The organism is Microbulbifer harenosus (assembly GCF_005771435.1).
Taxonomy (GTDB): domain Bacteria; phylum Pseudomonadota; class Gammaproteobacteria; order Pseudomonadales; family Cellvibrionaceae; genus Microbulbifer; species Microbulbifer harenosus.
Genome location: NZ_VANI01000012.1, coordinates 52,689 through 74,957, shown reverse-complemented (window position 1 = coordinate 74,957; position 22,269 = coordinate 52,689). Strand labels below are relative to the sequence as shown.

Genomic DNA, 22,269 nt, shown 5'->3' with positions numbered 1-22,269 from the left:
GTCATTTTTAACGGGAGGGGAGAGGCGTTCAGCGACCGGCGATCTGTTGCGAGGTTTTTGTTTCTCGCATTTGCACCAGCTGCGGTTCCACCGGCATACCGGGAAACAGGATTTTCTGCAGGCCGTTGACCACAACCCGCTCGCCGGGCTCTAGCCCGCTGCGAATGAGGACCCGTTCATCCTGCTCCGGACCGGTCTGCACCTCGCGGCGTTCGGTGAGGTTCTGCGCGTTCACCACATACACGTAGCGCCGGTCCTGGTCCGTGAGCACCGCTTTGCGGTTCAGCAGCAGTGCATCGCCGAGTTGTGCGGTGGGCATCTGCACGCGCGCGAACTGCCCGGGCCGGAAGCTGCCCTCAGGGTTGGCCACCAGGGCGCGGAACTGCATGGTACCGGTGTGGCTGTTCAGGCGGTTGTCGATAAAATCCAGCTCGCCTGTGTGCGGGAATCCGCTTTCACCCACCAGCCCGATATGCACCTGCGGGCGCTCTTTCAGGGTGAAGAAATCGCGGCTGCCGGCGAAGCTGGTCTGGTCGCTTTCGAAATAGACATACATGGGATCGACGGACACCAGTGTGGTCAACAGCGTATCGTCGGCACTGGCGAGGTTGCCGCGGGTGATTTGCGCGCGGCCCACGCGGCCGCTGATGGGCGCCTTGACCTGAGTGAACTGCAGGTCCAGGCGCGCGCTTTCCAGCGCCGCTTCTGCAGCACTGACGGCGGCGCGGTCGGATGCCAGTGCGGCCTGACGCTGGTCGTTTTCCTCGCGGGAAATGGCGCGGCTTGCGAGTAACTGGCTGGCGCGTTGCGCGCGGCTTTCACTCAGGGTCAGCTGGCTGCGGGCGCGGGTTAATTCCGCCTGTGCGGCGCGCTCGCGCGCACGGTAGGGGCGAGGGTCTATCTCAAACAACAGATCCCCGCGCGCCACCAGTTCGCCCTCGGTAAACGCGACCTTATCGATATAACCGCTGACCCGCGCGCGCAGCTGCACCGTTTCCGGTGCCGCCACACGCCCGGTAAAGTCACTCCACAGGGTCGCTGGTTCCGCGGTTATTTCTACCACCTCCACGGGCATGGGCGGCGGCCGCTGCCCTTCCGTATCATCGGCATTGCATCCTGCCAGTAACAGGGCCGCGAGACCGATCAGGATATGTTTTGGCATTGGGTGCTTACTCCTTTACTTGAGTGGGGAGAACAGCTCCCCACCGGTCGCATACCTTAGCGGCTCCACGCCATCGGACGGTATCCGGTTACTGTTGTCTGATTGCCTGATTCTGTAATCCCCGCGCAATTGGTGAGTTGTTGGACTCGCGGCCGAGTCGCCGCGATTCTCCGCCGTATATTTTTTTGCGTTGTTCTTGCCTGCCGAACTGGTAGCGCTTTTGTCACATTCTGGGGGTGGCTTGCATATTACTGCCCAGTGCTTGCCCAATACTGCAAAGTTCTAAGTGGCTTGCCTGAAACTCCGTATACTGGCCAGCGGTCTGTCTTAAGTGTTATCGGGAGGGCGTATGCCGGGGGAACAACGCAGTAAAGCGGTCGAGCGGGAAATGGAAGCCATGCGCAAAGGTCTGGTGCGCAATATCCTGCGCTGGGTACCGGAAACCGGGATGCAGCAGTCCGCGCTCGCGGGCGTCGGCCTGATCCGCTCAGACGTGGCCACCACGAGTTGTATTTCCAGTGTGTACGAACCCTCACTCGGTTTTATCGTGCAGGGTGAAAAAGTGTTGCAGCTGGGCGACAAGGAAATTGCCTACGGCCCTCTAAACTATCTGGCCTCCTCGGTTCACCTGCCGGTGTCGGCCAGGGTGGTGGTCGCCTCGGCGGAGCAGCCGTACCTTGCCGTCAAACTGGTGGTGGAACCCAAGGAAGTGACCGATCTGATTCTGGAGCTGGGAGAAAAGGCACCGGTTGTGGAGGCGGACTTCAGCTGTCCGGAAGTGAACTGTGGCCTGTGTATGGCGCAGATGGATATCGGCTTGCTGAATGCGGTGAGCCGCCTACTGAATTTGCTGGACAATCCCGCGGATGCGCCGATTCTGGCGCCGCTGGCGCGCAAGGAAATTCTTTACCGTGTGCTGAGAGGAGAAATGGGCGCGCGCATTCGCAAGTTTGCCGTGGCGGATAGTCAGGCCAACCGGATCTCGCGGGTGATCGCTCTGCTCAAGGACCACTTCGCTGAACCGCTGCGCATTCGCGAACTGGCGGATCGTGCCAATATGAGTGAGTCGTCGCTGTTCCACAGCTTCAAACAGGTCACGCGAATGTCGCCGTTGCAGTTCCAGAAAAAACTGCGTTTGCATGAAGCGCGCCGGTTGATGCTGAGTGAGGGACTGGAAGCGGCTTCTGCGAGTTACCGCGTGGGCTACGAGAGCCCATCCCACTTCAGCCGCGAGTACAGCCGTATGTTTGGTGCACCGCCGCGCGCGGATGTGAATAAGCTGCGCGGGGAACAGCAGGTATCAGCCTGATATTCACTGGCGGTCGGGAATGGCAGGTTGTTTCAGAACCTGGATTCATACACTCAATGCGCTGGGTTTCCTTTTGCCCATGGCAGCCACAGGCTGATTTGCAGGCCGCCTCCGGCGCGGTTGTGCAGTTGAATCTGTCCGTCGTGAGCATCGACAATTTCCCGGCACAAGGCTAGCCCCAGGCCAACCCCTTGGGGCTTGGTGGAAAAGAATGGCAACAGTGCCTGTTGCAGTACTTTCTCGCTCATGCCGGTGCCGCGATCACTGACGGTCAGCAGTTGTCCGTGAACATCGGTTTCGATACGCAGCGTAATTTCCTCCTCTGCACTGCCCGATTCTGCGGCGTTCTTCAGCAGGTTCAGTAATGCCTGTTCCATTTGCGCGGGATCAAAATAACCCGGGCGCGCTGGGACATTTCCCTGTAACTGAAACGGCTGTAATGGCTGTAACCGCGATACCAGCTTGTGCCACGAAACTTCCTCACATACGGGGGGAGGTAGTTTGGCAAAGCGGGCGTAGCCCTGGGTAAAGTCAGTCAGGTGCCGGCAGCGTTCGGCAATAACATCAAATACGCCGGCCAGTTGTTCCGAGTGCAGCTTTTCCGAAAGCATTTTGCCGCTGTGCGCCATCGAGGAAATGGGGGCGAGGGAATTGTTCAGCTCGTGGCTGATCAGGCGGATGACTTTTTTCCACACCTGCACTTCGGCGCGGGTCAATTCCCGGGTCATTTCGCGCAACAGAATCAAGCGGTGTTTCTGCGAGTTCAACACGAAGGTGCTGTTGCTGATGTGCAGGGTATGGCTGCTTTCCTTGTCGAGATAACTGGTGAGGCCGTCCTGCTTTTTCTCGATCGCTTGCGCCAGTTCCGGGGGGCAGTGGGGCAGAATCTGCGCAAGTGTGTGCCCCTGCAGCGGTCTGCCGCCATGCAGCAGGTGCCGCGCACTGGTGTTGGCGTAGATGATGTGTTCACTGTGGTCGATCAGCAGTAGTGCCAGCGGAGAACTCTGGATGACGGTGTCCAACAGCAGTTCCCGCTGGTGAATGTGCGCGCGCTCCCGTCGCAGGATTTCTCCCACTTCGTTATACAGTTCGGCGAGTTCACCCAGTTGGTCGTTGCCTTTGAGTGCAAGGGAAATGGAAAAGTCGCCGTCACGAAAATTCAGCAGGCCGCTTTGCAGGCTGCTGAGGGCGCGGTTTAGTGAGCGGGTAAGTGGTCGCAGCAGCAACCAGGTGGTGACCATGGCCAGCAGCAGGCCCGCGCTCCAGGCGAGCCGGGCATCGGCGCCGAGTTCCTGTAGCGCAAAGGGAAGGCCGGTCCCGATGGCGACGGCGAACAGTGTACAGGCGAAAATCCTGCCTTCAACGGAGGTGCGGGGCATCAATAGGGAATTCCGTATTTGTCCAGGCGCCGATACAGAGCCTGACGGCTGAGGCCCAGCTCGCGCGCGGCCTGGGCGATGATGCCGTTGCAGCTGGCGAGTGTCTGTTCCAGCAGTTCACGGCCGGGTTCGAAACTGTGCTCCGGGATTTTTTGCAGAGCTTCTTCCGGTAGCGCGAGGGTGGCTTCGTCAATAATATCGCCGCGGGTCAGGACCGCGGCGCGCTGCATGACATTCTGCAGCTCGCGCACATTCCCGGGCCAGCTATAGCGCATCATTTGCTGTTGAGCCTGTGGGCTCAACTGTTTTCCGGTCCAGGCGAGAAAGGCGCGCGCGAGCGGCAGGACGTCTTCTGGCCTGTCCGCCAGTGGCGGCAGTTTGAGTTCGATGACGTTCAGCCGGTAAAACAGGTCCTGGCGGAAGCGGCCATCGCTGATCATCTGCGGCAGGTTGCTGTTGGTTGCACTGATCACACGCACCTTGACCTTGCGCGTCTGGCTGCTGCCGAGGCGCTGAAATTCCCCGGTCTGTAACACCCGCAACAGTTTAACCTGGCCGCTGGCTGAGAGCTCGCCGATCTCGTCGAGAAACAGGGTGCCGCCGTCGGCGGCTTCGAATCTGCCCTGCCGCACTTTATTCCCAGCGCCGGTATAGGCACCCGCTTCCGCGCCAAACAGCTCTGCTTCCATCAGTTCTTCCGGCAGGGCGCCGACATTGACCTTGATATAGGGGCCGTCTTTTACGCTTGAGTTGGCCTGCACTATGTCTGCGATCTTTTCCTTGCCGGCGCCATTGGGGCCGGTGATCAGCACCGGTACATCGGCGTGGGCGACCTGGGTGGCCACTTCCAGCAGCTTCTGCACGCTGCTGCTGCGGTAGACGATACCCTGTAAGTCGAACTGTTGTTGCAGCTGTTCCCGCGCCTGTTGTTCGCGGCGCTGGGTCTGGCGTTGCTGTTGCTGCAGATCGTGCAGCTCAAGCAGGTTTTTAATGGTGGCGATAAGTTTGTTGTCGTCCCAGGGTTTGCCGACATAATCGGCTGCGCCGGCCTTAACCAGTTCCACCGCCATTTCCAGCTGGGTCCAGGCAGTGAGCAGGATGACGGGGATATCCGGTTGCAGTTCGCGCAGGGCAAAAAACAGCGCTCGGCCCTCTTCGCCGGAGGTGGTATCGGCGGTGAAGTTCATGTCCTGGATGACAAGGCCGATGTCCGGGTTTTCCCGCAGCAGCTGCAGGCCCGCCTGGGGTGTGATGGCGGAAAAGGTGTGGATGTCGTGGAGAGACAACAACAGCGAGAGAGCGGTGATGATGCCGGTGTTGTCGTCGATGATTAGGACCTTGTCCAAGTCCAACTCTCCCTGATTGATTAGCTCAGTTCCTGTAGGAGCCTGCTTGCATGCGAACCGGTTCGCGTGCGAGATCTCGTTCGCCTGCAGGCAGGCTCCTACAGGCAAACCGTCTCTTGTGCTTATTCCTGTTCGCCAGCAGGCTGGCTCCTACATCCGTGCCGGAAAATTTACACGCTGCGCGTTGCCATCGCCGGCGAGATATTCGCGGCGCGCAGTGCCGGCACCAGGGCCGAGGTAAGGCTGACAGCGAGCAGTATAAAGGCACAGACCAGGGTTGTAGACAGCGGCAGTGCCGGTTGGCCGAATTCACTGGCCAGGAACTGGTTGAAGATCTGTGCGGCGGCGGTGCCGAGTGCGACGCCAGTTGCAGCGATCATCAGGTTCTCCAGCAGGAAGTAGCGGCTGATGGCGGTGCGGGTGGCACCGAGGGCGCGGCGCACGCCGATCTGCTTCTGGCGCTGGGTAATCCAGAACACGGTGAGCCCGACGATACCGAGGGCGACGATAAACGTCAGTAGGCTAACGACGCCGGTCAGTACCTTGATCATGGTGTTGTCACCGGCGTAGTAGCGGGTTTTCTGCTCTGTCAGGGTTTTCACTTCAATCACCCGCTCTGCGTCGCGCTCCGCCATTTTTTCCTCCAGCAGTTTCAGTACGGCGTCGCGCTGGCCGGGTTCGGCGCGCACAATATAGTCGTACCACTGGGTCTCCATAATGGCCGGGAAAAAAACAGTGTTGCCGGCGACCGACGAGTTTGGCCAGGGGCCCAGATTGCGCTCGACAATGCCTACTATTTCCATTGGATTGTCGTCGCCACCGAAGTAGAGGGATTTGCCTAGCGCATTGCCTTCGGGGAACAGGGTGTCCGCCAGTTGCTGGGTAATAATGGTTATGGTTGGACGTTCACTGGAGCTGCTTTCCATTATCCGAATTTCACTCGGAGTGAAATTGCGGCCGGCGACCAGCTTCATCCCGAGGGCATCGATGAAGTGTTCGTCCCCGCTAAAGAACGCGGCCCCGGTGGAGCCGACTTCCTGGTGGGGCTTGGTGTGGAATCCACCGGAGGAACCACTGCCGGCCAAGGGTGCGCGACTGATGGTGGCGGCGGCAACACCGGGTAGCTGGCGGATCATGTCCATGTCCAGGCGGAAGGCCTCGAGCAAGTCATAGTCCTTTGGGATCGGCATGAAATGGGCGGTGACGATGTCCGCTTCGGCTATGCCGGTGGGGCGGGCAATTCTCTCTTCGCGCTCCTGGATGACGACGCTCGCGTTGCTGACGATGGCCAGCGTGAGGCCGAGCTGCAGTGCGATCAGAAGCGCGGAAATCTTGTGGCGCCAGAGCGCGGATAAAATAGGTCTAAGTTCCAGCATGGTAGTTTCCTTGTGGGTCTTGCTGACGTGTGGCCTTACTGGGTTTTCAGATAGATGGATGGGTTGGTGCGGCTGATGCGCCACGCGGGATACAGCCCTGCCAGGAGACTGGAAAGTATCGCGAGCCCGATCGCGCTGAGCATCATCAGCCAGTCCATGGACGCGACGCTGTCCATATAACCCATCGACAGTTGGCGGATCAGTGCCAGCCCGGCCAGCGTCAGCAGAATGCCGATCAGACCACCGGCGAGTCCGATGCAGCCGCTTTCCACCAAGTGCTGGCTGAACACGGCGCTGCGGCTTGCGCCGAGGGCGCGGCGCACACCGGTTTCCGGTGCCTTGCGCAGGAACTTCGCCAGCAGCAGGGCAACAGCATTGACCAGGCAAACCAGCAGAAAGGCGAGCGACAGCCAGTTCAGCATACGATCATCGCCGTCGACCACTTCGTTCAGCACCAGCCACTCGGACGGTTTGCTCAGGCCGAATTTCAGCGGGCGCGGGAAGCGGCCCTGGCTCTTCTGTTCCTGGATAAAACCGGTCAGGAAGTCTTCATAGCGCTGGCGTTGCTCCGCGCTATCAAGTTGCACCCAGTATTGAACCCACACGTACTCGGCACCGAGGCCATCCTCGTAGCTTTCAATTTTTTCCGGCTTCCAGCCATTGGTGTTGCCCCAGGTCTGGATTTCGAGCACGCGATGCAGGCCGAAAGGAATATAAATGTCCGCGGATTTCATGAAGTCGCCATTGTTCAGATCGTGGACCTTGGGGCTCGGATGCCAGTCCTCGACCACGCCGACCACCGTAAAGGGAGCTCCGTTGAAGTTGATCGTGCGGCCCACACTATTTTCGCCGTTGAACAGTTTTTCATTGGTGGACTTGTTCAGAACGACCTGGAACACGGCATTGTTGTCTGCTTCCCCGGCCCAGGTGCCGCCGTAGACAAACGAAACATCAAACAGCGCAAAGAAGTCGCGGCTGGTTACGCGCGCCTGTGCTGTGTAGGGCCGTAAGGTGGAGTCTTCAAGGGTAATGGGCCCGCCCCAGCGGTGCATCGCTACGTGATAGGTCGGGATGTCCGAGCGCAGCAGGCTGATGGCATCTTTATAGGTGATCTCCCACGGCATTTCGCTGGGGTTGTCGGCGGCCTCGTGCGGATCCCAGTTGTCCAGTTGCACGGCGTAAAGCACATCGTCTTTGTCCGCAAGTGCGTTGCGCGACATCATGTAGTTCAGGGTGAGCGTAGTCATGGCGGCGCCCACACCCACGGCAATGGCCGCGACCATCAGTGCGCTCAATATCGGGGTGCGCCGCAGGCTGCGCAGCGCGAGAGAAATGTAATATCCAATCATGGCAACGTCCTCAGGCGATGGCCGCTTCATCTGCAGCAATGTTTTGGCGCAGGTCGGACACCTGGCCATCGACGATCTGGATATTCCGATGGGCGCGGCGCGCAAGATCCGGGTCGTGGGTGACCATAACAATGGTGGTGCCCCATTGGTTGATAAATTCCAGCAGTTCCATCACCTGACGTGCCATCAGGGAGTCCAGGTTACCGGTGGGTTCGTCCGCGAGCAGGAAGCGGGGTTCGCCAGCCAGTGCGCGGGCGATGGCAACGCGCTGTTGCTGGCCACCGGAAAGCTGTGCGGGCAGGTGTTTGGCGCGGGCGGAAAGGCCGACCTGTTCGAGAGATTTTTCGATACGGCGGCGGCGTTCCTTGGCGTTGAAGCCACGGTAGCGCAGCGGCACGTCGATGTTGTCGAACAGGCTGAGGTCGGGAATCAGGTTGAACCCCTGGAAAATAAAGCCGATTTTTTCATTGCGCAGGTGCGAGCGCTCGCGGTCGGAGAGGTTGCCCACTTCCTGCCCATCCAACAGGTACTGGCCGCCGGTTGGGGTTTCCAGCAGGCCGGCGATATTGAGGAAGGTGGTTTTACCGGAGCCACTGGGGCCGGTGACGGATACGAACTCTCCCTCGTTCACTTCCAGGCTGAAATCCCGGAGCGCGTGTGTCTCAATGGTGTCGGTGCGGTAGCTTTTGCGGATGTTGTGCATTTTCAGCATGGTGGATTTCCTTGTCATTTGATTCGAATTAAAAGTATTTCGCCGTATTTCGAATGGTGGATTCGCTGCGCCGATCCACCGTGCGGTTCTAAATCGTTCTTCGCCGTAGGAGCCTGCTTGCAGGCGAACCTTCGGTGCCAATTTCGTTCGCCTGCAAGCAGGCTCCTACGGTTTATCAATCTTTCAGTGCGACCAGTTGCGCCTTGTCCAGTTCTTCCGCGGAAGAGGTGATGATCCGGTCTCCAACGTCGAGGCCCGAGACGATCTCCACCTGATTCAATCCCAGCGCGCCGATGGTGATCGGCACCTTCACCGCCTGGCTCTGGTCGTTCAGCTTCCACGCAAAACGCCCGCCGCTCTGATCGAGGAAGGCGCCGCGTTTGACCAGCAGCACATCGCTGCGGTTTTCCAGCAGCACGCGGGCGGTGAGGCGCAGGTTCTGGCGCAGGTTGGCCGGTTGCTCGCCGGTGAAACGCACGCGGGCGACGACCTGGTTGTCGATCACCTCAGGCGCGATTGCGGTAATTTCGCCGGGCAGTTTTTTACCGGCCATGTTGATTTCCACTTCCATGGCGAGGCCGAGGTCGTCGGCGTAGTTTTCCGGTACCGCGGCTTCCAGTTCGAAGCTGGTGAGGTCGACGACGGTGAGCAGTGGTGCGTTGGCGGCTACGGCGGCGCGCTGGGTGGCGGCGAGGCTGCCGATGGTGCCGTCGACCGGGGAGACGATCTGCAGCTCGTTGACCTTGCGCTGCAGTTCTTCCATCTGCAGTTTCTGCTGGTCCACCTGCAGTTGCAGGGTCTGGGTTTCAAATGTAAGCGCTTCGTTTTCCAGCGCCGCGTTTTGTACCGCCTGCGCGTGTTCGAGTTCCGCGCGGGCCAGGTCGTCGCTGGCCTTTTCAAAGTCCAGTTGGGAGATGATCTGCTTTTCCATGGATATTTCCGCGCGCTTCAGCTCGCGGCGGGCCGCGATGAGATTCACTTCGGCGAGGTCTGCCTTCTGGGTGTTTTCAAGGCGTTGGCGCTTGGCCTGGATCTTCTGGCGCGCCAGCTCCACGCTCAGTTTGTTGTACAGTGCACTTTCCTGGGCAAGCTGGTTCTGCAGCTGCGGGCTCTCCACTTCTGCCAGCAACTGCCCCTGGGCCACCGCATCGCCGGCCTTTACCGCAAATTTCACGATGCCCTGGGCGGGGCTGAACAGGGTGGGGCTGTTGGCCGCTACCACCTTGCCCTGCACCACCAGATCCCGCACCAGGTCCCCGCGTTCTACCGCGGCAACGTTGATACGCGACAGCGATAGGCTTGCGTCCACCGCACTGGTGCTCTGCCAGCTCATCATCCCCCAAACCACGAAAGCCGCGGCGCCGAGGCCGAGGCCAGCGCGTTTCAGCAGGCGCGGGTTCTTCCAGGGGCTTTGCGGTGTGAGTTGGACGTCCTGCCCGGAGGTATCTCTGATCATGTTGCTCCCAAGTACTGAATATCGGTTTGTCTTGTTCTGCCAGTGAGACGCGGGCTTCTTGCGCCGCGGATGCACGGTTGAAATTCCGGATGCAGTGGCCTTATCGCAATTGCCGTGCCAATGCGAATTTAGGATTTAAGTCATTGAAAATTAAAGGAAATAAATTTTTTAAATATTTTATTGGAGCCGTCGAAGTGTCCGGAAAAAGTGTCCGGACAGGGCGTGTCCACGGAAGCGGACAGGGGTGGTAAAAAGCGACATAGGTCGACGTGGATCGTGTAGGAGCCTGCCTTGCAGGCTCGAGAGATGAAACCCTGACGGTTGTTTAGCCAGCAACCCCGAGATGCTAGAATCCGCGCCCCCTTTTCAGGGCCAGAACAAGACTCTCCAGACAGGCTCTTTCGATTATGCAGTTCTCCAACACCCTGTTGTCGTCCACCAGAAACGACTGGTTCGGCAATATCCGCCGCGACGTGCTCGCCGGCCTCGTGGTTGCCCTCGCTCTCATTCCCGAGGCCATCGCTTTCTCCATCATCGCCGGGGTTGATCCCCGTGTAGGCCTCTACGCCTCCTTCTGTATCGCCGTCGTCATCGCCTTTGTTGGCGGTCGCCCGGGAATGATCTCCGCGGCCACCGGTGCCATGGCGCTGTTGATGGTGACTCTGGTGAAGGAGCATGGACTGCAATACCTGCTGGCGGCAACGCTGCTGACCGGGGTTCTGCAGATCATCGCCGGCTATCTCAAACTCGGCAGCCTGATGAGCTTCGTATCGCGGGCGGTGGTTACTGGGTTTGTGAATGCGCTCGCGATCCTGATCTTTATGGCGCAGCTACCGGAACTTGTCGATGTCACCTGGCATGTGTACGCGATGACTGCGGCGGGCCTCGGCATCATCTACCTGTTTCCCTATGTGCCGGTGGTGGGCAAGATCCTGCCGTCGCCGCTGGTGTGCATTCTCGCCTGTACTGCGGCAGCCGTAGCGCTGGGGCTGGATATCCGCACCGTGGGCGATATGGGCGATCTGCCGGACACATTGCCGGTGTTCCTGTGGCCGGACGTGCCGCTCAATTTCGAGACTCTGAAAATCATCTTTCCGTATTCCGCCGGTCTTGCGGTGGTGGGGTTGCTGGAATCCCTGATGACCGCCACCATCGTGGACGATCTGACGGATACCAGCAGTGACAAGAACCGTGAGTGCAAAGGTCAGGGTATCGCCAATATCGGTGCGGGCCTGCTGGGTGGTATGGCGGGTTGCGCGATGATCGGCCAGTCGGTGATCAATGTGAAGTCGGGCGGACGCGGGCGCCTTTCCACGCTGGTGGCGGGTGTTGGTTTGCTGACGCTGGTGGTGTTCCTGAGCGATTATGTGGCGGTAATCCCGATGGCGGCGCTGGTGGCGGTGATGATCATGGTGTCTATCGGTACCTTCAATTGGGGGTCGATCCGCGATCTGAAGCGCCTGCCGCTGTCGACTAATCTGGTGATGTTGTCGACGGTGATTGTGGTAGTGTTTACCCACAATCTGGCCTTTGGGGTTTTTGTTGGGGTGCTGTTGGCGTCGCTGTTCTTTGCCAACAAGGTGAGCCACTTTATGTATGTGAGCTCGGAGCTGGATGAGGAGAAGAATTGCCGGACTTATAAGGTGATCGGGCAGGTGTTCTTCAATTCGGCGGATAAGTTTGTGGCGGCGTTTGATTTCAAGGAGGCGCTGGATAAGGTGGTGATTGACCTGAGCCGGGCGCATTTCTGGGATGTTTCGGCGGTGTATTCCCTGGACAAGGCGGTGGTGAAGTTCCGTCGCGAGGGCGCGGAGGTTGAGTTGATCGGCTTGAATGATGCCAGTGCGACGATTGTGGACCGCTTTGGGGTGCACGATAAGCCTGAGGAAATTGAGAAGGTATTGGGCGGGCACTGATCCGGCCTCGTTTGGTCGGGTACTTCGTAGTGTCGCCCTGTGGCGCTCAGGCACCGGGGGAATGATTTCAAAACCGGGCTAGGCGCCCCCCTGTGAATACCCGCAAGCGGGGCCGGCCGCCAATCACAGATTGGCGTCGTTAGGCGGCGCGCGAAGCATGCTTCGCAAACGCTTGCCTAACCCATGTAAGCTGCGTCGCAAACGTCCCTGTTTGCGACGCTTTTGAAATCATTCCCCCGCCACCAGAGCTTCAAGTCTGATGTTTGCACTTCGAAAATGACTTGCGATAACGAGAGAAAATAATAATGACCGAACAGAAAGATCCTGTTGTACTCTCCTGTATCGACGGCTCCCGTTTCAGCGGTGCTGTCTGCGACTATGCCACGTGGATTGCCACCACCGTTGGTGCGCCCATCAAGCTTCTGCACAACATCGAACGAATCTCTACACCTGCGGTAGCGGATCTGACCGGGAGCATCGGGCTCGGCAGCCAGGAGGAATTGCTGGAGGAGCTGACGAGTCTGGAGCAGCAGCGCTCAAAGTTGCAGCTTGAGCAGGGGCGGCAGATGTTGGAGCGTGCGCGGGAGCGGGCGGTGGATGCGGGGGCTGAGAGGGTGGTTACCTGCCAGCGTCACGGTTCGCTGATCGAGTCGCTGGTGGAGCTGGAGGATCATATCCGGGTTCTGGTGCTGGGGATTCGCGGCGAGGAGCACGGGGAGGAGAATCGGGGTTTGGGTGCGCAGTTGGAGTCGATCGTGCGGTCACTGCACAAGCCGATTCTGGTGGTGAACCGCGAGTTCTGTGCGCCGCGTTCCATCATGCTGGCCTACGATGGCAGCGAAGCAGCGCGCAAGGCGCTGGATATGGTGGCACACAGTGCGCTGTTCAAACATGTGGAGTGCCATCTGGTATATGTGGGCGATGGCGCCGAGACGGTGCTGGCGGAAGGGGCTCAGGCGTTGAGTGTTGGCGGTGTTTCGGTAACCAGCGCCAACCTGCAGGGCAAGACGGTGGATACGCTGATCAGCTACCAGCAGGAGCACGATATCGACCTGACGGTGATGGGGGCGTTCAGCCACAGCAAATTGCGCGATCTGCTACTTGGCAGTGTCACTGCCAAAATGTTGTTGGGGACCAATCAACCACTGCTGCTACTGCGTTGACGTAATCCGGCGGAAAACTGAAAGCCCGGAGCATGACGCTCCGGGCCTCTTCAACGGGAAAATCAGCTGGCGAGTCTGCTTTCCGAATTGGCTGCATTTGCCGCCTGCTCGACACTCATCCCCGCCTTTTTGTGCGGCGTCGGCTTCCCTTCCGCATCCAGTGCCACAAACACGATACGATCCACCCGCACAATCAGGTCCCGGGTCTGTTTGTTGCGCATTTCGCAGTGCACCGTCAGCGACGTGCGACCAATATCCACTACCTCAAACCCAAACTCCACGATATCCCCGCACACCGCGGAACTCACAAAATCAATTTCAGACATCAGCTTGGTCACGATGTTGGCGGTGCCCATCTGGCACCCTGCAAAAATAGCCGCCTCCTCATCTATCCACGCCAGTGCCTGGCCGCCAAACAGACGCTGGGCCGGATTCAGGTCGCCGGGTTTTACGAAATGACGTGAGTAGTACTTCATGAGAATTTACCTCGCTGGTTGACCCTGGGTTGGGGGGAAAATATTGCCGTATTCCATAACGGCCCCAGGAGAGAAATTGCATTTAGCGTGCCAAGAAGCTGTGAATATTTTCTGGTTCGAAGTGAATACCTGAATGCGAAGGAAAGGTGCCGGGTGAAAGGTTTCAGAAGCGTCGGCGACAGGGGCCGAAGGCGCCGCGCTGAAGCGGCCGGGCCACGCCGCCGACGTAGCGTACAAGGGTGAGACAAGCGTTTGTGAAGCATTGCTTCGCGCGCAGGCGAACGACGCCATACTGTGATTGGTGGCCGGGCCCGCTTGCGGGGATCCACAGCGGTTCTGAAACCTTTCACCCGGTGGCTTTCCGCCACTGAACTTGAATAAGAGGACCCCTAAGCCTGGTTTAGTCAAAAGTGTGCAAAAAATGTGCGCCCCGCTCTTTTCGAGGGCGGGGACTTGGAGTCCAACTTGGCTAAACTGGCCGCAACACTAGATATTCTGGCCGCGAAATTACCGTATCGTGACTTGCCACTCTGGGAGTCGCCCGCAAACGCCATTAGAATGTGCGCCTTTATGGCCGGCCAGTCGGCCTAGGTACCACTGAAAACCTACTGCGCGTGCGTCTGGCGGCGTCCGGCGGTGCTCGCAATCCTCACGTACTTCAGTACGTTCCGGTTGCTCCGCTCCGGCGGTCGCCACCAGCCCCCCGCTCGTTACGGTTTTCAGCGGTCCCGTCAATTAGGAATCACCCAACGGAGAGAGCCCGGCATGATCATCCAGCCGAAAGTTCGCGGATTCATCTGCACCAACGCCCACCCACAGGGCTGCGCCGCCAACGTGCGCGAGCAGATCGAATACATCAAATCCCAGCCCGCCATTGAAAACGGTCCCAAGAACGTGCTTGTGGTCGGCGCCTCCACCGGCTATGGCCTCGCGTCCCGCATCACCGCCGCCTTCGGCTGTGGCGCCAGTACCCTCGGTGTATTCTTTGAAAAGCCGCCGACCGACAAGCGTACTGCCTCCGCAGGATACTACAATGCCGCAGCCTTCGAAGAAGAAGCGCATGACGCCGGCCTTTATGCCAAGAGCATCAATGGCGATGCGTTCTCCGACGAAATCAAAGCCCAGGCTATCGACCTGATCAAACAGGACATGGGTAAGATCGACCTGGTCATCTACAGTCTCGCCTCTCCAAGACGTACCGACCCGAAAACCGGCGAACTGTACAGCTCCGTATTGAAGCCCATCGGCAAATCCTATACCGCGAAAAACCTCAACACCGACAAGCTGGAAATCTCCGACATCAGCGTCGAGCCTGCGAACGAAGAAGAAATCGCGGCCACGGTCAAAGTGATGGGCGGCGAAGACTGGGAACTGTGGATGCAGGCCCTGAACGACGCCGGCGTACTGGCGGACGACTGCAAAACCGTCGCCTACACCTATATTGGTGACAAACTCACCTGGCCGATCTACGGTCACGCCACCATTGGCAAGGCCAAGGAAGATCTGGATCGCGCCGCCAAAGCCATCAGTGACAGTGGCAGCGCGAGCGCCAATGTCGCCGTGCTGAAAGCTCTGGTCACTCAGTCCAGCTCGGCGATTCCTGTGATGCCACTGTATATCTCTCTTGTTTACAAAGTGATGAAGGAAGAGGGCACTCACGAGGGCTGTATTGAACAGCTGTACCGCCTCTACACGGAAGGCCTGTACACCGACGCTCCGCGCCTCGACGACGCCAACCGCTTCCGTATGGACGAGAAAGAACTGCGCGCGGAAACCCAGGCCAAAATCGAAAAACTGTGGCCGGAAGTGACCGAGGAAAATCTGTTCGAGCTGACTGACTACAAAGGTTACGCCGACGACTTCCTCAAACTGTTCGGCTTTGGTGTAAAAGGTATCGATTACGATGCCGACATCAGTCCTTTAGTGGCAGCGGACTTCAAATAAGCGCTGCCCCATGGCATTTTAAAAATTGCGTCGAAAAGAAACGCCGGGCAATTGCCCGGCGTTTCCGTTTTATAATTGCGCACTTTTGATTCCGCAGGAGACGTTTCATGGAAACCCGCAAGCTCGGAAAAACCGATCTCGAGGTAAGCAAGATCTGCCTCGGTACCATGACCTATGGCGAACAGAACAGCGAGACGGAGGCCTTCGAGCAGCTGGATTATGCGGTTGCTCAGGGAGTGAATTTTATCGACTGCGCGGAAATGTACCCGGTACCGCCAAAACCCGAGACCTACGGCCGCACAGAGGAGATCATCGGCAACTGGCTGGAGAAGCGTGGTAAGCGGCAGTCGCTGGTGCTGGCGACCAAGGTGACAGGGCGCGGTGAGGGCAACTCCGGTGTCGGCCACATTCGTGGCGGCCCACGCCTCGACCGCGACCAGATACTGCGGGCCTGTGACGATTCCCTGGCTCGGCTCAAGACCGACTACATCGATCTCTACCAGGTGCACTGGCCGGAGCGTCAGTCCAACTACTTCGGGCAACTCGGATACCGGCATGGCGGTGACGACGGTGTGGATATCAGTGAAACCCTGAGCGCGCTGCAGGAGCTTGTGGCGGCGGGCAAGGTGCGCCACATCGGCCTTTCGAATGAGACGCCCTGGGGTGTGCACCGCTACCTGCGCCTCGCCTCCCACGGCAACAGGCCGCGCATCGCCTCGATTCAGAATCCCTACAATCTGCTGAACCGCACCTTCGAAGTGGGACTGGCGGAAATGGCCATTCGCGAACAGTGCGGCCTGCTGGCCTATTCACCCCTGGCGTTTGGCACTCTGAGCGGCAAGTACCTGAATGGAGCGAGACCTGCGGGCGCGCGCCTGACCCTGTTCGAGCGGTTCCAGCGCTATACCAATGAGCGCGCGGTATCAGCCACCGAGCAGTACGTGAAACTGGCGGCGGCGTTCGGCCTCGACCCGGTGCAGATGGCGCTGGCGTTTGTGAACCAGCAGCCGTTTGTGACATCCAATATCATTGGTGCCACTACCATGGAACAGCTCCGTGCCAATATCTCCAGCAGTCAGCTGCAGTTGAGTAGCGAGCAACTGGAAGCCATTGAGGCGGTGCACCGGCAGAATCCCAATCCGGCACCGTGAACAATACCGTAAGGCGTGAACCCCACCTCTGAATGTCTATACTTCGAGGTAGTGTTTCGCGCCGATCAACGCTGATTCGATGCTCGGGTCAAAGGGAGTATTCATGCAGGCTGGTTACCACACCCTCAACGATCTGTTCGCCCAGCTGGGGTTGCGTTCTGACGATCGCGCCATCGAGGAATTTCTCGGTAAACATCACCTGGACGGTGAGGACAAGCTCTTCCACGCCAGATTCTGGAACGAGAGCCAGCGCAAATTCCTGCACGATGCGATTCTGGAAGATTCCGACTGGTGCGAAGTGGTGGACGAGCTGGACGCACTGCTGCGGCACTGAGACTCTCTGGAGTTTGTTGCGTCCAAAAGAGATCGGTCACAGGGCGGGCGGGCCGCCGGGAGTACCCTAGGGCGGTGCTGCGCGGCTATAATGCGCCGTTTTCGTCCGGGGGCATTGGCCGCCTGGTGCCTGTTCCCCGATCTCTGCTGTCCGCAACTTATGGAAAAACCCCGTTTTCGTGCTGCCCTGCTGCACCCGCGCTACTGGCTGACCTGGCTTCTGTTCGGCGTATGGTTTGCGGTGGCGCAGCTGCCGTACAACTGGCAAATGGCGATCGGTCGCATGCTGGGCCGGCTGATGCTGCGCTTTGCCAGCGATCGGCGCCAGATCGCCGAGCGCAATCTGGCGCTGTGCTTTCCCGAGCTTTCCGCCATGGAGCGCGAGCAACTGCTGCGCCGCAACTTCGCTTCCAACGGTATCGCGCTGATGGAGACCGGCATGGCGTGGTTCCGCTCCAGCCGCTGGCTGCGCCGGCGCTTTACCATCGAGGGGCTGGAATATCTGCAGGAGCCCCACAGCCGCGGCCAGGGTGTGGTGATGCTGGCGATGCACTTCACCACACTGGAAATCGGCGCCCAGTTTATGTCCCTGAGCCACCCGGTGGACGGCATGTACCGCCCGCATAAGAATCCAGTGTATGACTACATGCAGCGCAAGGGGCGCGAGCGCCTCGGGGAGGATTCCGAGGTGTACCAGCGTAAGGACGTACGCGGCATGTTGCGGGCGCTGCAGAAGGGGCGTGCGGTCTGGTATGCGCCGGATCAGGACTACGGCATCAAACAGGGGGTATTCGCCCCGTTGTTTGGGATCCCTGCCGCCACCGTTACCGGTACTTCGCGCTTTGCGCGGGTTGGTCGCGCCCAGGTGGTGCCCTATACGGTAACGCGCCTGGAGGGAAAGGGGTTTTACCAGGTCCGGGTGTTCCCGCCGATCACCGAGATCCCCTCCGGCGATGAATTGAAAGACGCGGCGCTGGTCAACCAGTTTGTAGAAGCGCGCATGCGTGAGAATGCTGCGCAGTACATGTGGGTGCACCGTCGCTTCAAGACTCGCCCTGAAGGTGAGGAGCCGTATTACCCGAAACGGAAACGGCGGCGCAAAAAGCGCAAAATTTGATCAATATCCGCCGGACTCCCTGCCGCGCAGTGGGATAAATTTTGCGCTGGCATCGAACTGGCACGGTCAGTAACATACCGCATTCATTTTTTTGGCGGTACAGGCCGGCTGCAGGCCGGTTGGAGAAGGAGTTGCAATGATTTCCGGCAGTATGGTGGCGCTGGCCACACCCATGTATGCAGACGGCAGCCTGGATTGGGACAAACTGCACGAACTGGTGGAATGGCACATCGAGCAGGGCACCCGCGCGCTGGTTGCGGTGGGCACCACCGGTGAATCCGCCACCCTCGATGTGCACGAACACCTGGAAGTCATCCGCCGCGTGGTGGACCAGGTTGCCGGGCGCATTCCGGTGATCGCCGGTACCGGCGCCAACTCCACCACCGAAGCCATTGAACTCACCGCGACTGCGGCCAAGTGCGGCGCGGACGCCTGCCTGCTGGTGACTCCTTACTACAACAAGCCCACACAAGAGGGCCTGTACCAACACTACAAGGCCGTGGCCAAGGCCGTTGCTATTCCGCAGATCCTCTACAATGTGCCGGGGCGCACGGCGGTGGACATGCTGCCCGACACGGTGCGCCGCCTGTCTTCCGTTGCCAACATCGTCGGCATCAAAGAAGCCACTGGCGATTTGGAGCGCGCGCGCCAGATCCTGGATCTGGTGCCGGAAGATTTCGCCGTCTACTCCGGTGACGACGCCACCGCAGTAGAGCTGATGCTGCTTGGCGGCCACGGCAACATCAGCGTGACCGCGAACGTGGCGCCAGCGGCGGTGGCGCAGATGTGCGAAGCGGCCCTGTCTGGCGACGCCGTGACCGCGCGCGCCATCAATCAACGCATAGAAATATTGCACAAAACACTGTTTGTGGAGTCCAACCCCATACCGGTGAAATGGGCGCTAAAGGAAATGGGTCGCATCGACAGCGGAATCCGCCTGCCGCTTACCGGTCTGTCTGCTGAGCACCACGGCGTGGTGCGCGAGGCGCTGCGCAGTGCGGGTGTGCTCTGACAGGCAGCGCTCACGGTAGACTGACGGCGAGAACGTACTGAGGCTGCAGGAAACAATTTTCCCGGCCTCATGGTCTATACCGCTTCAGAACAATTGCGATCGGGACTGATTCGACAAGGTACCAATAATGACAAAATTTACCGCCGGAGCCCTACTGTGCGCTGCGGTTACCACCCTCGGTGGCTGTGGCATTTTCGGCCAGGACGGTTACTTCCGCGACCGCGGTGACGACTACCAGCTGGCCGACAGCCTGCCTCCGTTGCAGATGCCGGAGGGCGTTACTGCCAAGCACCAGGAGGAACTCTACGAAGTGCCGCAGATCAGCGGCGAGGTGGAGCGCGGCTCCTTCGAAGTGCCGCGCCCGCAGGCGCTGTCGGTCAACGTAGGGCTCGACCGGGTGAAAATCCAGAAGTTGGGCAACCGCCGCTGGGTGCTGGTGAACCAGCCACCGGATGAGGTGTGGCCGCAGCTGCACTATTTCCTGCGCACCGCCGGTTTGCAGTTGGCGATGTCTGACGCCGGTGCCGGCACCATGGAAACCACTTGGCTTACATTTGGTGAAAGCCCGCAAACCAAAGACAAATACCGCCTGCAGGTGGAGTCCGGGGTGCAACCCGATACCACCGAAGTTCATGTGCGCCACTATTCTGCGGCCCTGGACGCACCGGCCAACGGCCCGGTGGATTGGCCGGCGCAGTCCACCAACCCCGAACGCGAGGGCTGGATGATCGACGAAATGTCCAACGCGCTGGCGGCCGATGACAGCGGCGCCGCGGCTTCGCTGGTGGCTCAGGCTATCGGTGGAGGCAAGGTGAAGGTGCAGGTGATGGAACCGGCGGGCAAAGAGCCGTACATCGCGCTCGACCTGGCCATGAACCGCGCCTGGGCAACCGTGGCCCACGCCCTCAATACCGGTGCCTACCGCTTGCACAAGGAAGACGCGGATATCGGCGTCTTTTACGTAACCTACGACACCGACCGGGAACTTTCGGAAGAGGAAACCGGCTGGTTCTCCAGCTGGGGCTCCGGCGAAGACGACGACAAGCAGGCAAAAGCGGCCGACGCATACAGCCTGCAGCAGGTGCTGGCGAATATTGACACCAGCTCCACCGCCGAGCCGCGGCTGTTTGCCAACCTCCAGGGACTCGGCGGTTCCCCCAACAGCAATATCCCCGGCTATCTGGTGGTATTGCGCAGTGAAAACGACACCATCGAAGTGCGCATCCGCAATACCCGCGGCCAGCCACTCGGTCGCAACAAAGCATCAGAGCTGCTGATGGCCATTCGCCAGAACCTGATCTGACCTCCGGCTGGGACACGCACATGGCGATCAGATTTGCCTCCCTGGGTAGTGGCAGCAAGGGCAATGGCACTCTGGTCGCCTCCGGCGACCACTGTCTGTTGGTGGATTGCGGCTTCACCATCAAGGAGACCGAACGGCGCATGGCGCGGCTCGGTCTTTCCCCCGCGGAGCTCTCCGCCATTCTCGTCACCCATGAACACAGCGATCATATGGCCGGTGTCGGTCCGCTGGCGCGCAAGTACCAGCTGCCGGTGTATCTCACCCCCGGCACCTTGCGCGCGCGGGATTTCGGCGCGCTGCCTGCGGTGCAGTTGATCGAGGGCCACCAGCCCTTCGCCGTGGGGGATATCCAGGTCACTCCGGTGGCGGTACCCCATGACGCCCGCGAGGCCGCGCAGTTTGTCTTCCGCAGCCGGGGCAGCAGTCTCGGGCTGCTGACCGACCTCGGGACCATCACACCCCATGTGGAATCCCACTACGGCGATTGCGACGCGCTGGTGCTGGAGGCCAATCACGACCCCATGATGCTGGCGCAGGGACCTTATCCACCGTCATTGAAGCGGCGCGTCGGCGGCGCCTACGGGCACCTCAGCAATCAGCAGGCGGCAGGTTTTCTGCAGCGTATCGGCAGCCAGCGCTTGCAGCATCTGGTGGTCGCTCATATCAGTGAGAAAAACAACAGCCTGGAGCTGGCGCGCGCGGCACTGGGCGACGCCGCCGCCCAGGCCGCCAACTGCATTTTTGCCTGTCAGCAGGAAGGGTTTGACTGGCTGCAGATCGAAAAGGCAGAGTAGACCTTGATTCCGGCGCCACAGGATACCTTCACATGTATCCGCTACCGGCGCCATTTCCCTCGAAGAACAAGAAAACGGAGTCTCCCGCAGTGGCCGCATTCGACGATCCCGCCCACAGCTACCTCACCCGCACCGACAGCGGTGCCCTGTACGGCAACCCTGGCCTGGACCTGCTGCTGGTGGAAACCGGCCTGTGCCGCGCAGTGATCTCCCTGCAGGGGGCTCAGGTACTGGAGTTTGCCGCCAGCGGCCGCGCGCCGCTGCTGTGGTTAAGCCCCGCAACCCCCTTTGCGGCGGGTACCGCCGTGCGGGGCGGTGTGCCGCTGTGCTTGCCCTGGTTCGGGGAAAACCGGGAAGACCCCTCAAAACCCAAGCACGGGCTGGTGCGCACGCAATTGTGGGAACTCGCCGATAGTGAAATGCTGTCCGACGGCGCGGTGGAGCTGACGCTCCGCTTCCAGCATCCAGGGGATGAACTGTTTCCCGCGAGCTTTACCTGCACCCTGAAAATCGTCCTGGGCAAGAGTCTCATCTTTGAGCTTGAGCTTACCAACAGCGCCGACAGCCCCGCGGAATACAGCTGGGCCCTGCACAGCTATTTTGCGGTGGAAGATGTGAATGCGGTGGAGGTGGAGGGACTGGACGGCGGTGAGTTCCTCGACAAGACCCGCGCTTTCGTTCGCGACCGCCTCGATGGCATGCAGACCTTTGCCGGTGAAGTGGATCGCGTATTTGAGCGGGCTCCCGCCCACCAGGTTATCCACACGCCCAATTCGATCACTGCCGAGAGCGAAAACTGCCACACGGTCATCACCTGGAACCCGGGTGCTGAGCTCGCCGCCACCATAAGTGACATAGGCCCGCACTACCGCGGTTTTGTCTGCGTGGAGCACGGTAATGCGTTTGCCGACAGCTGGCGACTGCAGCCCGGGGAGTCCGCCCGCGCCCGTCTGACGCTCGGCCGTTAAGTT

At 59.8% G+C, this 22,269-nt stretch carries 19 protein-coding genes; 11 read left to right on the top strand and 8 right to left on the bottom strand.

The features are described 5' to 3' along the window. Positions 1–28: 28 nt before the first annotated feature. The gene (locus FDY93_RS12335; protein ID WP_138236063.1) at positions 29–1,162 is read right to left on the bottom strand and encodes an efflux RND transporter periplasmic adaptor subunit; all 1,134 of its coding nucleotides are present in this window, start codon (positions 1,160–1,162) and stop codon (positions 29–31) included. 349 nt (positions 1,163–1,511) lie between these two features. On the opposite strand from FDY93_RS12335, the gene FDY93_RS12330 reads away from it, so the two are divergent. After that, positions 1,512–2,471, top strand: a complete 960-nt coding sequence (locus tag FDY93_RS12330) for an AraC family transcriptional regulator (RefSeq protein WP_205828012.1) — start codon at positions 1,512–1,514, stop codon at positions 2,469–2,471. Between the two features lie 53 nt (positions 2,472–2,524). Here FDY93_RS12330 and FDY93_RS12325 read toward each other — a convergent pair whose 3' ends face one another. The 6 genes from FDY93_RS12325 to FDY93_RS12300 all read right to left on the bottom strand — a co-directional run bounded on the left by FDY93_RS12325 (position 2,525) and on the right by FDY93_RS12300 (position 10,089). Next, positions 2,525–3,850, bottom strand: coding sequence for a sensor histidine kinase (locus FDY93_RS12325; RefSeq protein ID WP_138236062.1), 1,326 nt, complete (start codon positions 3,848–3,850; stop codon positions 2,525–2,527). Further along, positions 3,850–5,196, bottom strand: coding sequence for a sigma-54-dependent transcriptional regulator (locus FDY93_RS12320; protein WP_138236061.1), 1,347 nt, complete (start codon positions 5,194–5,196; stop codon positions 3,850–3,852). Before FDY93_RS12320 ends, FDY93_RS12325 begins: the two co-directional genes overlap by 1 nt. Positions 5,197–5,366: 170 nt before the next feature. Next, complete coding sequence (locus tag FDY93_RS12315; protein ID WP_138236060.1) at positions 5,367–6,572, bottom strand: ABC transporter permease; 1,206 nt, start codon at positions 6,570–6,572, stop codon at positions 5,367–5,369. Positions 6,573–6,607: 35 nt separating this feature from the next. After that, complete coding sequence (locus tag FDY93_RS12310) at positions 6,608–7,921, bottom strand: ABC transporter permease (RefSeq protein ID WP_138236059.1); 1,314 nt, start codon at positions 7,919–7,921, stop codon at positions 6,608–6,610. A 10-nt stretch (positions 7,922–7,931) separates the two neighbouring features. Further along, the gene (locus FDY93_RS12305) at positions 7,932–8,633 is read right to left on the bottom strand and encodes an ABC transporter ATP-binding protein (RefSeq protein ID WP_138236058.1); all 702 of its coding nucleotides are present in this window, start codon (positions 8,631–8,633) and stop codon (positions 7,932–7,934) included. A 175-nt stretch (positions 8,634–8,808) separates the two neighbouring features. Then, on the bottom strand, positions 8,809–10,089 hold the full coding sequence (locus FDY93_RS12300) for an efflux RND transporter periplasmic adaptor subunit (RefSeq protein WP_138236057.1): 1,281 nt from the start codon (positions 10,087–10,089) through the stop codon (positions 8,809–8,811). 407 nt (positions 10,090–10,496) lie between these two features. Here FDY93_RS12300 and FDY93_RS12295 point away from each other — a divergent pair, with 407 nt between their 5' ends. Beyond that, on the top strand, positions 10,497–12,005 hold the full coding sequence (locus FDY93_RS12295) for a SulP family inorganic anion transporter (protein ID WP_138236056.1): 1,509 nt from the start codon (positions 10,497–10,499) through the stop codon (positions 12,003–12,005). A gap of 305 nt (positions 12,006–12,310) precedes the next feature. Then, the gene (locus FDY93_RS12290) at positions 12,311–13,168 is read left to right on the top strand and encodes a universal stress protein (protein WP_138236055.1); all 858 of its coding nucleotides are present in this window, start codon (positions 12,311–12,313) and stop codon (positions 13,166–13,168) included. A 62-nt stretch (positions 13,169–13,230) separates the two neighbouring features. Here FDY93_RS12290 and FDY93_RS12285 read toward each other — a convergent pair whose 3' ends face one another. After that, positions 13,231–13,644 (bottom strand): acyl-CoA thioesterase, encoded by a 414-nt coding sequence (locus FDY93_RS12285; protein ID WP_138236054.1) that lies wholly within the window; start codon positions 13,642–13,644, stop codon positions 13,231–13,233. Between the two features lie 765 nt (positions 13,645–14,409). Here FDY93_RS12285 and fabV point away from each other — a divergent pair. From fabV to FDY93_RS12245, 8 genes are all read left to right on the top strand, one after another. Continuing rightward, entirely contained in the window at positions 14,410–15,588 is a 1,179-nt protein-coding gene (fabV, locus tag FDY93_RS12280; RefSeq protein ID WP_138236053.1) for an enoyl-ACP reductase FabV, read from the top strand. A gap of 107 nt (positions 15,589–15,695) precedes the next feature. Then, the gene (locus FDY93_RS12275) at positions 15,696–16,739 is read left to right on the top strand and encodes an NADP(H)-dependent aldo-keto reductase (RefSeq protein WP_138236052.1); all 1,044 of its coding nucleotides are present in this window, start codon (positions 15,696–15,698) and stop codon (positions 16,737–16,739) included. A 103-nt stretch (positions 16,740–16,842) separates the two neighbouring features. Further along, the gene (locus FDY93_RS12270; RefSeq protein ID WP_138236051.1) at positions 16,843–17,073 is read left to right on the top strand and encodes a DUF2789 family protein; all 231 of its coding nucleotides are present in this window, start codon (positions 16,843–16,845) and stop codon (positions 17,071–17,073) included. Positions 17,074–17,163: 90 nt separating this feature from the next. Next, positions 17,164–18,189, top strand: coding sequence for an LpxL/LpxP family Kdo(2)-lipid IV(A) lauroyl/palmitoleoyl acyltransferase (gene lpxL, locus FDY93_RS12265; protein ID WP_240914109.1), 1,026 nt, complete (start codon positions 17,164–17,166; stop codon positions 18,187–18,189). A gap of 136 nt (positions 18,190–18,325) precedes the next feature. Continuing rightward, entirely contained in the window at positions 18,326–19,201 is an 876-nt protein-coding gene (gene dapA, locus FDY93_RS12260) for a 4-hydroxy-tetrahydrodipicolinate synthase (RefSeq protein ID WP_138236050.1), read from the top strand. A 127-nt stretch (positions 19,202–19,328) separates the two neighbouring features. Beyond that, on the top strand, positions 19,329–20,504 hold the full coding sequence (bamC, locus tag FDY93_RS12255) for an outer membrane protein assembly factor BamC (RefSeq protein ID WP_138236049.1): 1,176 nt from the start codon (positions 19,329–19,331) through the stop codon (positions 20,502–20,504). A 20-nt stretch (positions 20,505–20,524) separates the two neighbouring features. Further along, positions 20,525–21,298, top strand: coding sequence for an MBL fold metallo-hydrolase (locus FDY93_RS12250; RefSeq protein WP_138236048.1), 774 nt, complete (start codon positions 20,525–20,527; stop codon positions 21,296–21,298). Between the two features lie 32 nt (positions 21,299–21,330). Beyond that, entirely contained in the window at positions 21,331–22,266 is a 936-nt protein-coding gene (locus FDY93_RS12245; RefSeq protein ID WP_138236047.1) for a D-hexose-6-phosphate mutarotase, read from the top strand. Positions 22,267–22,269: the final 3 nt, after the last annotated feature.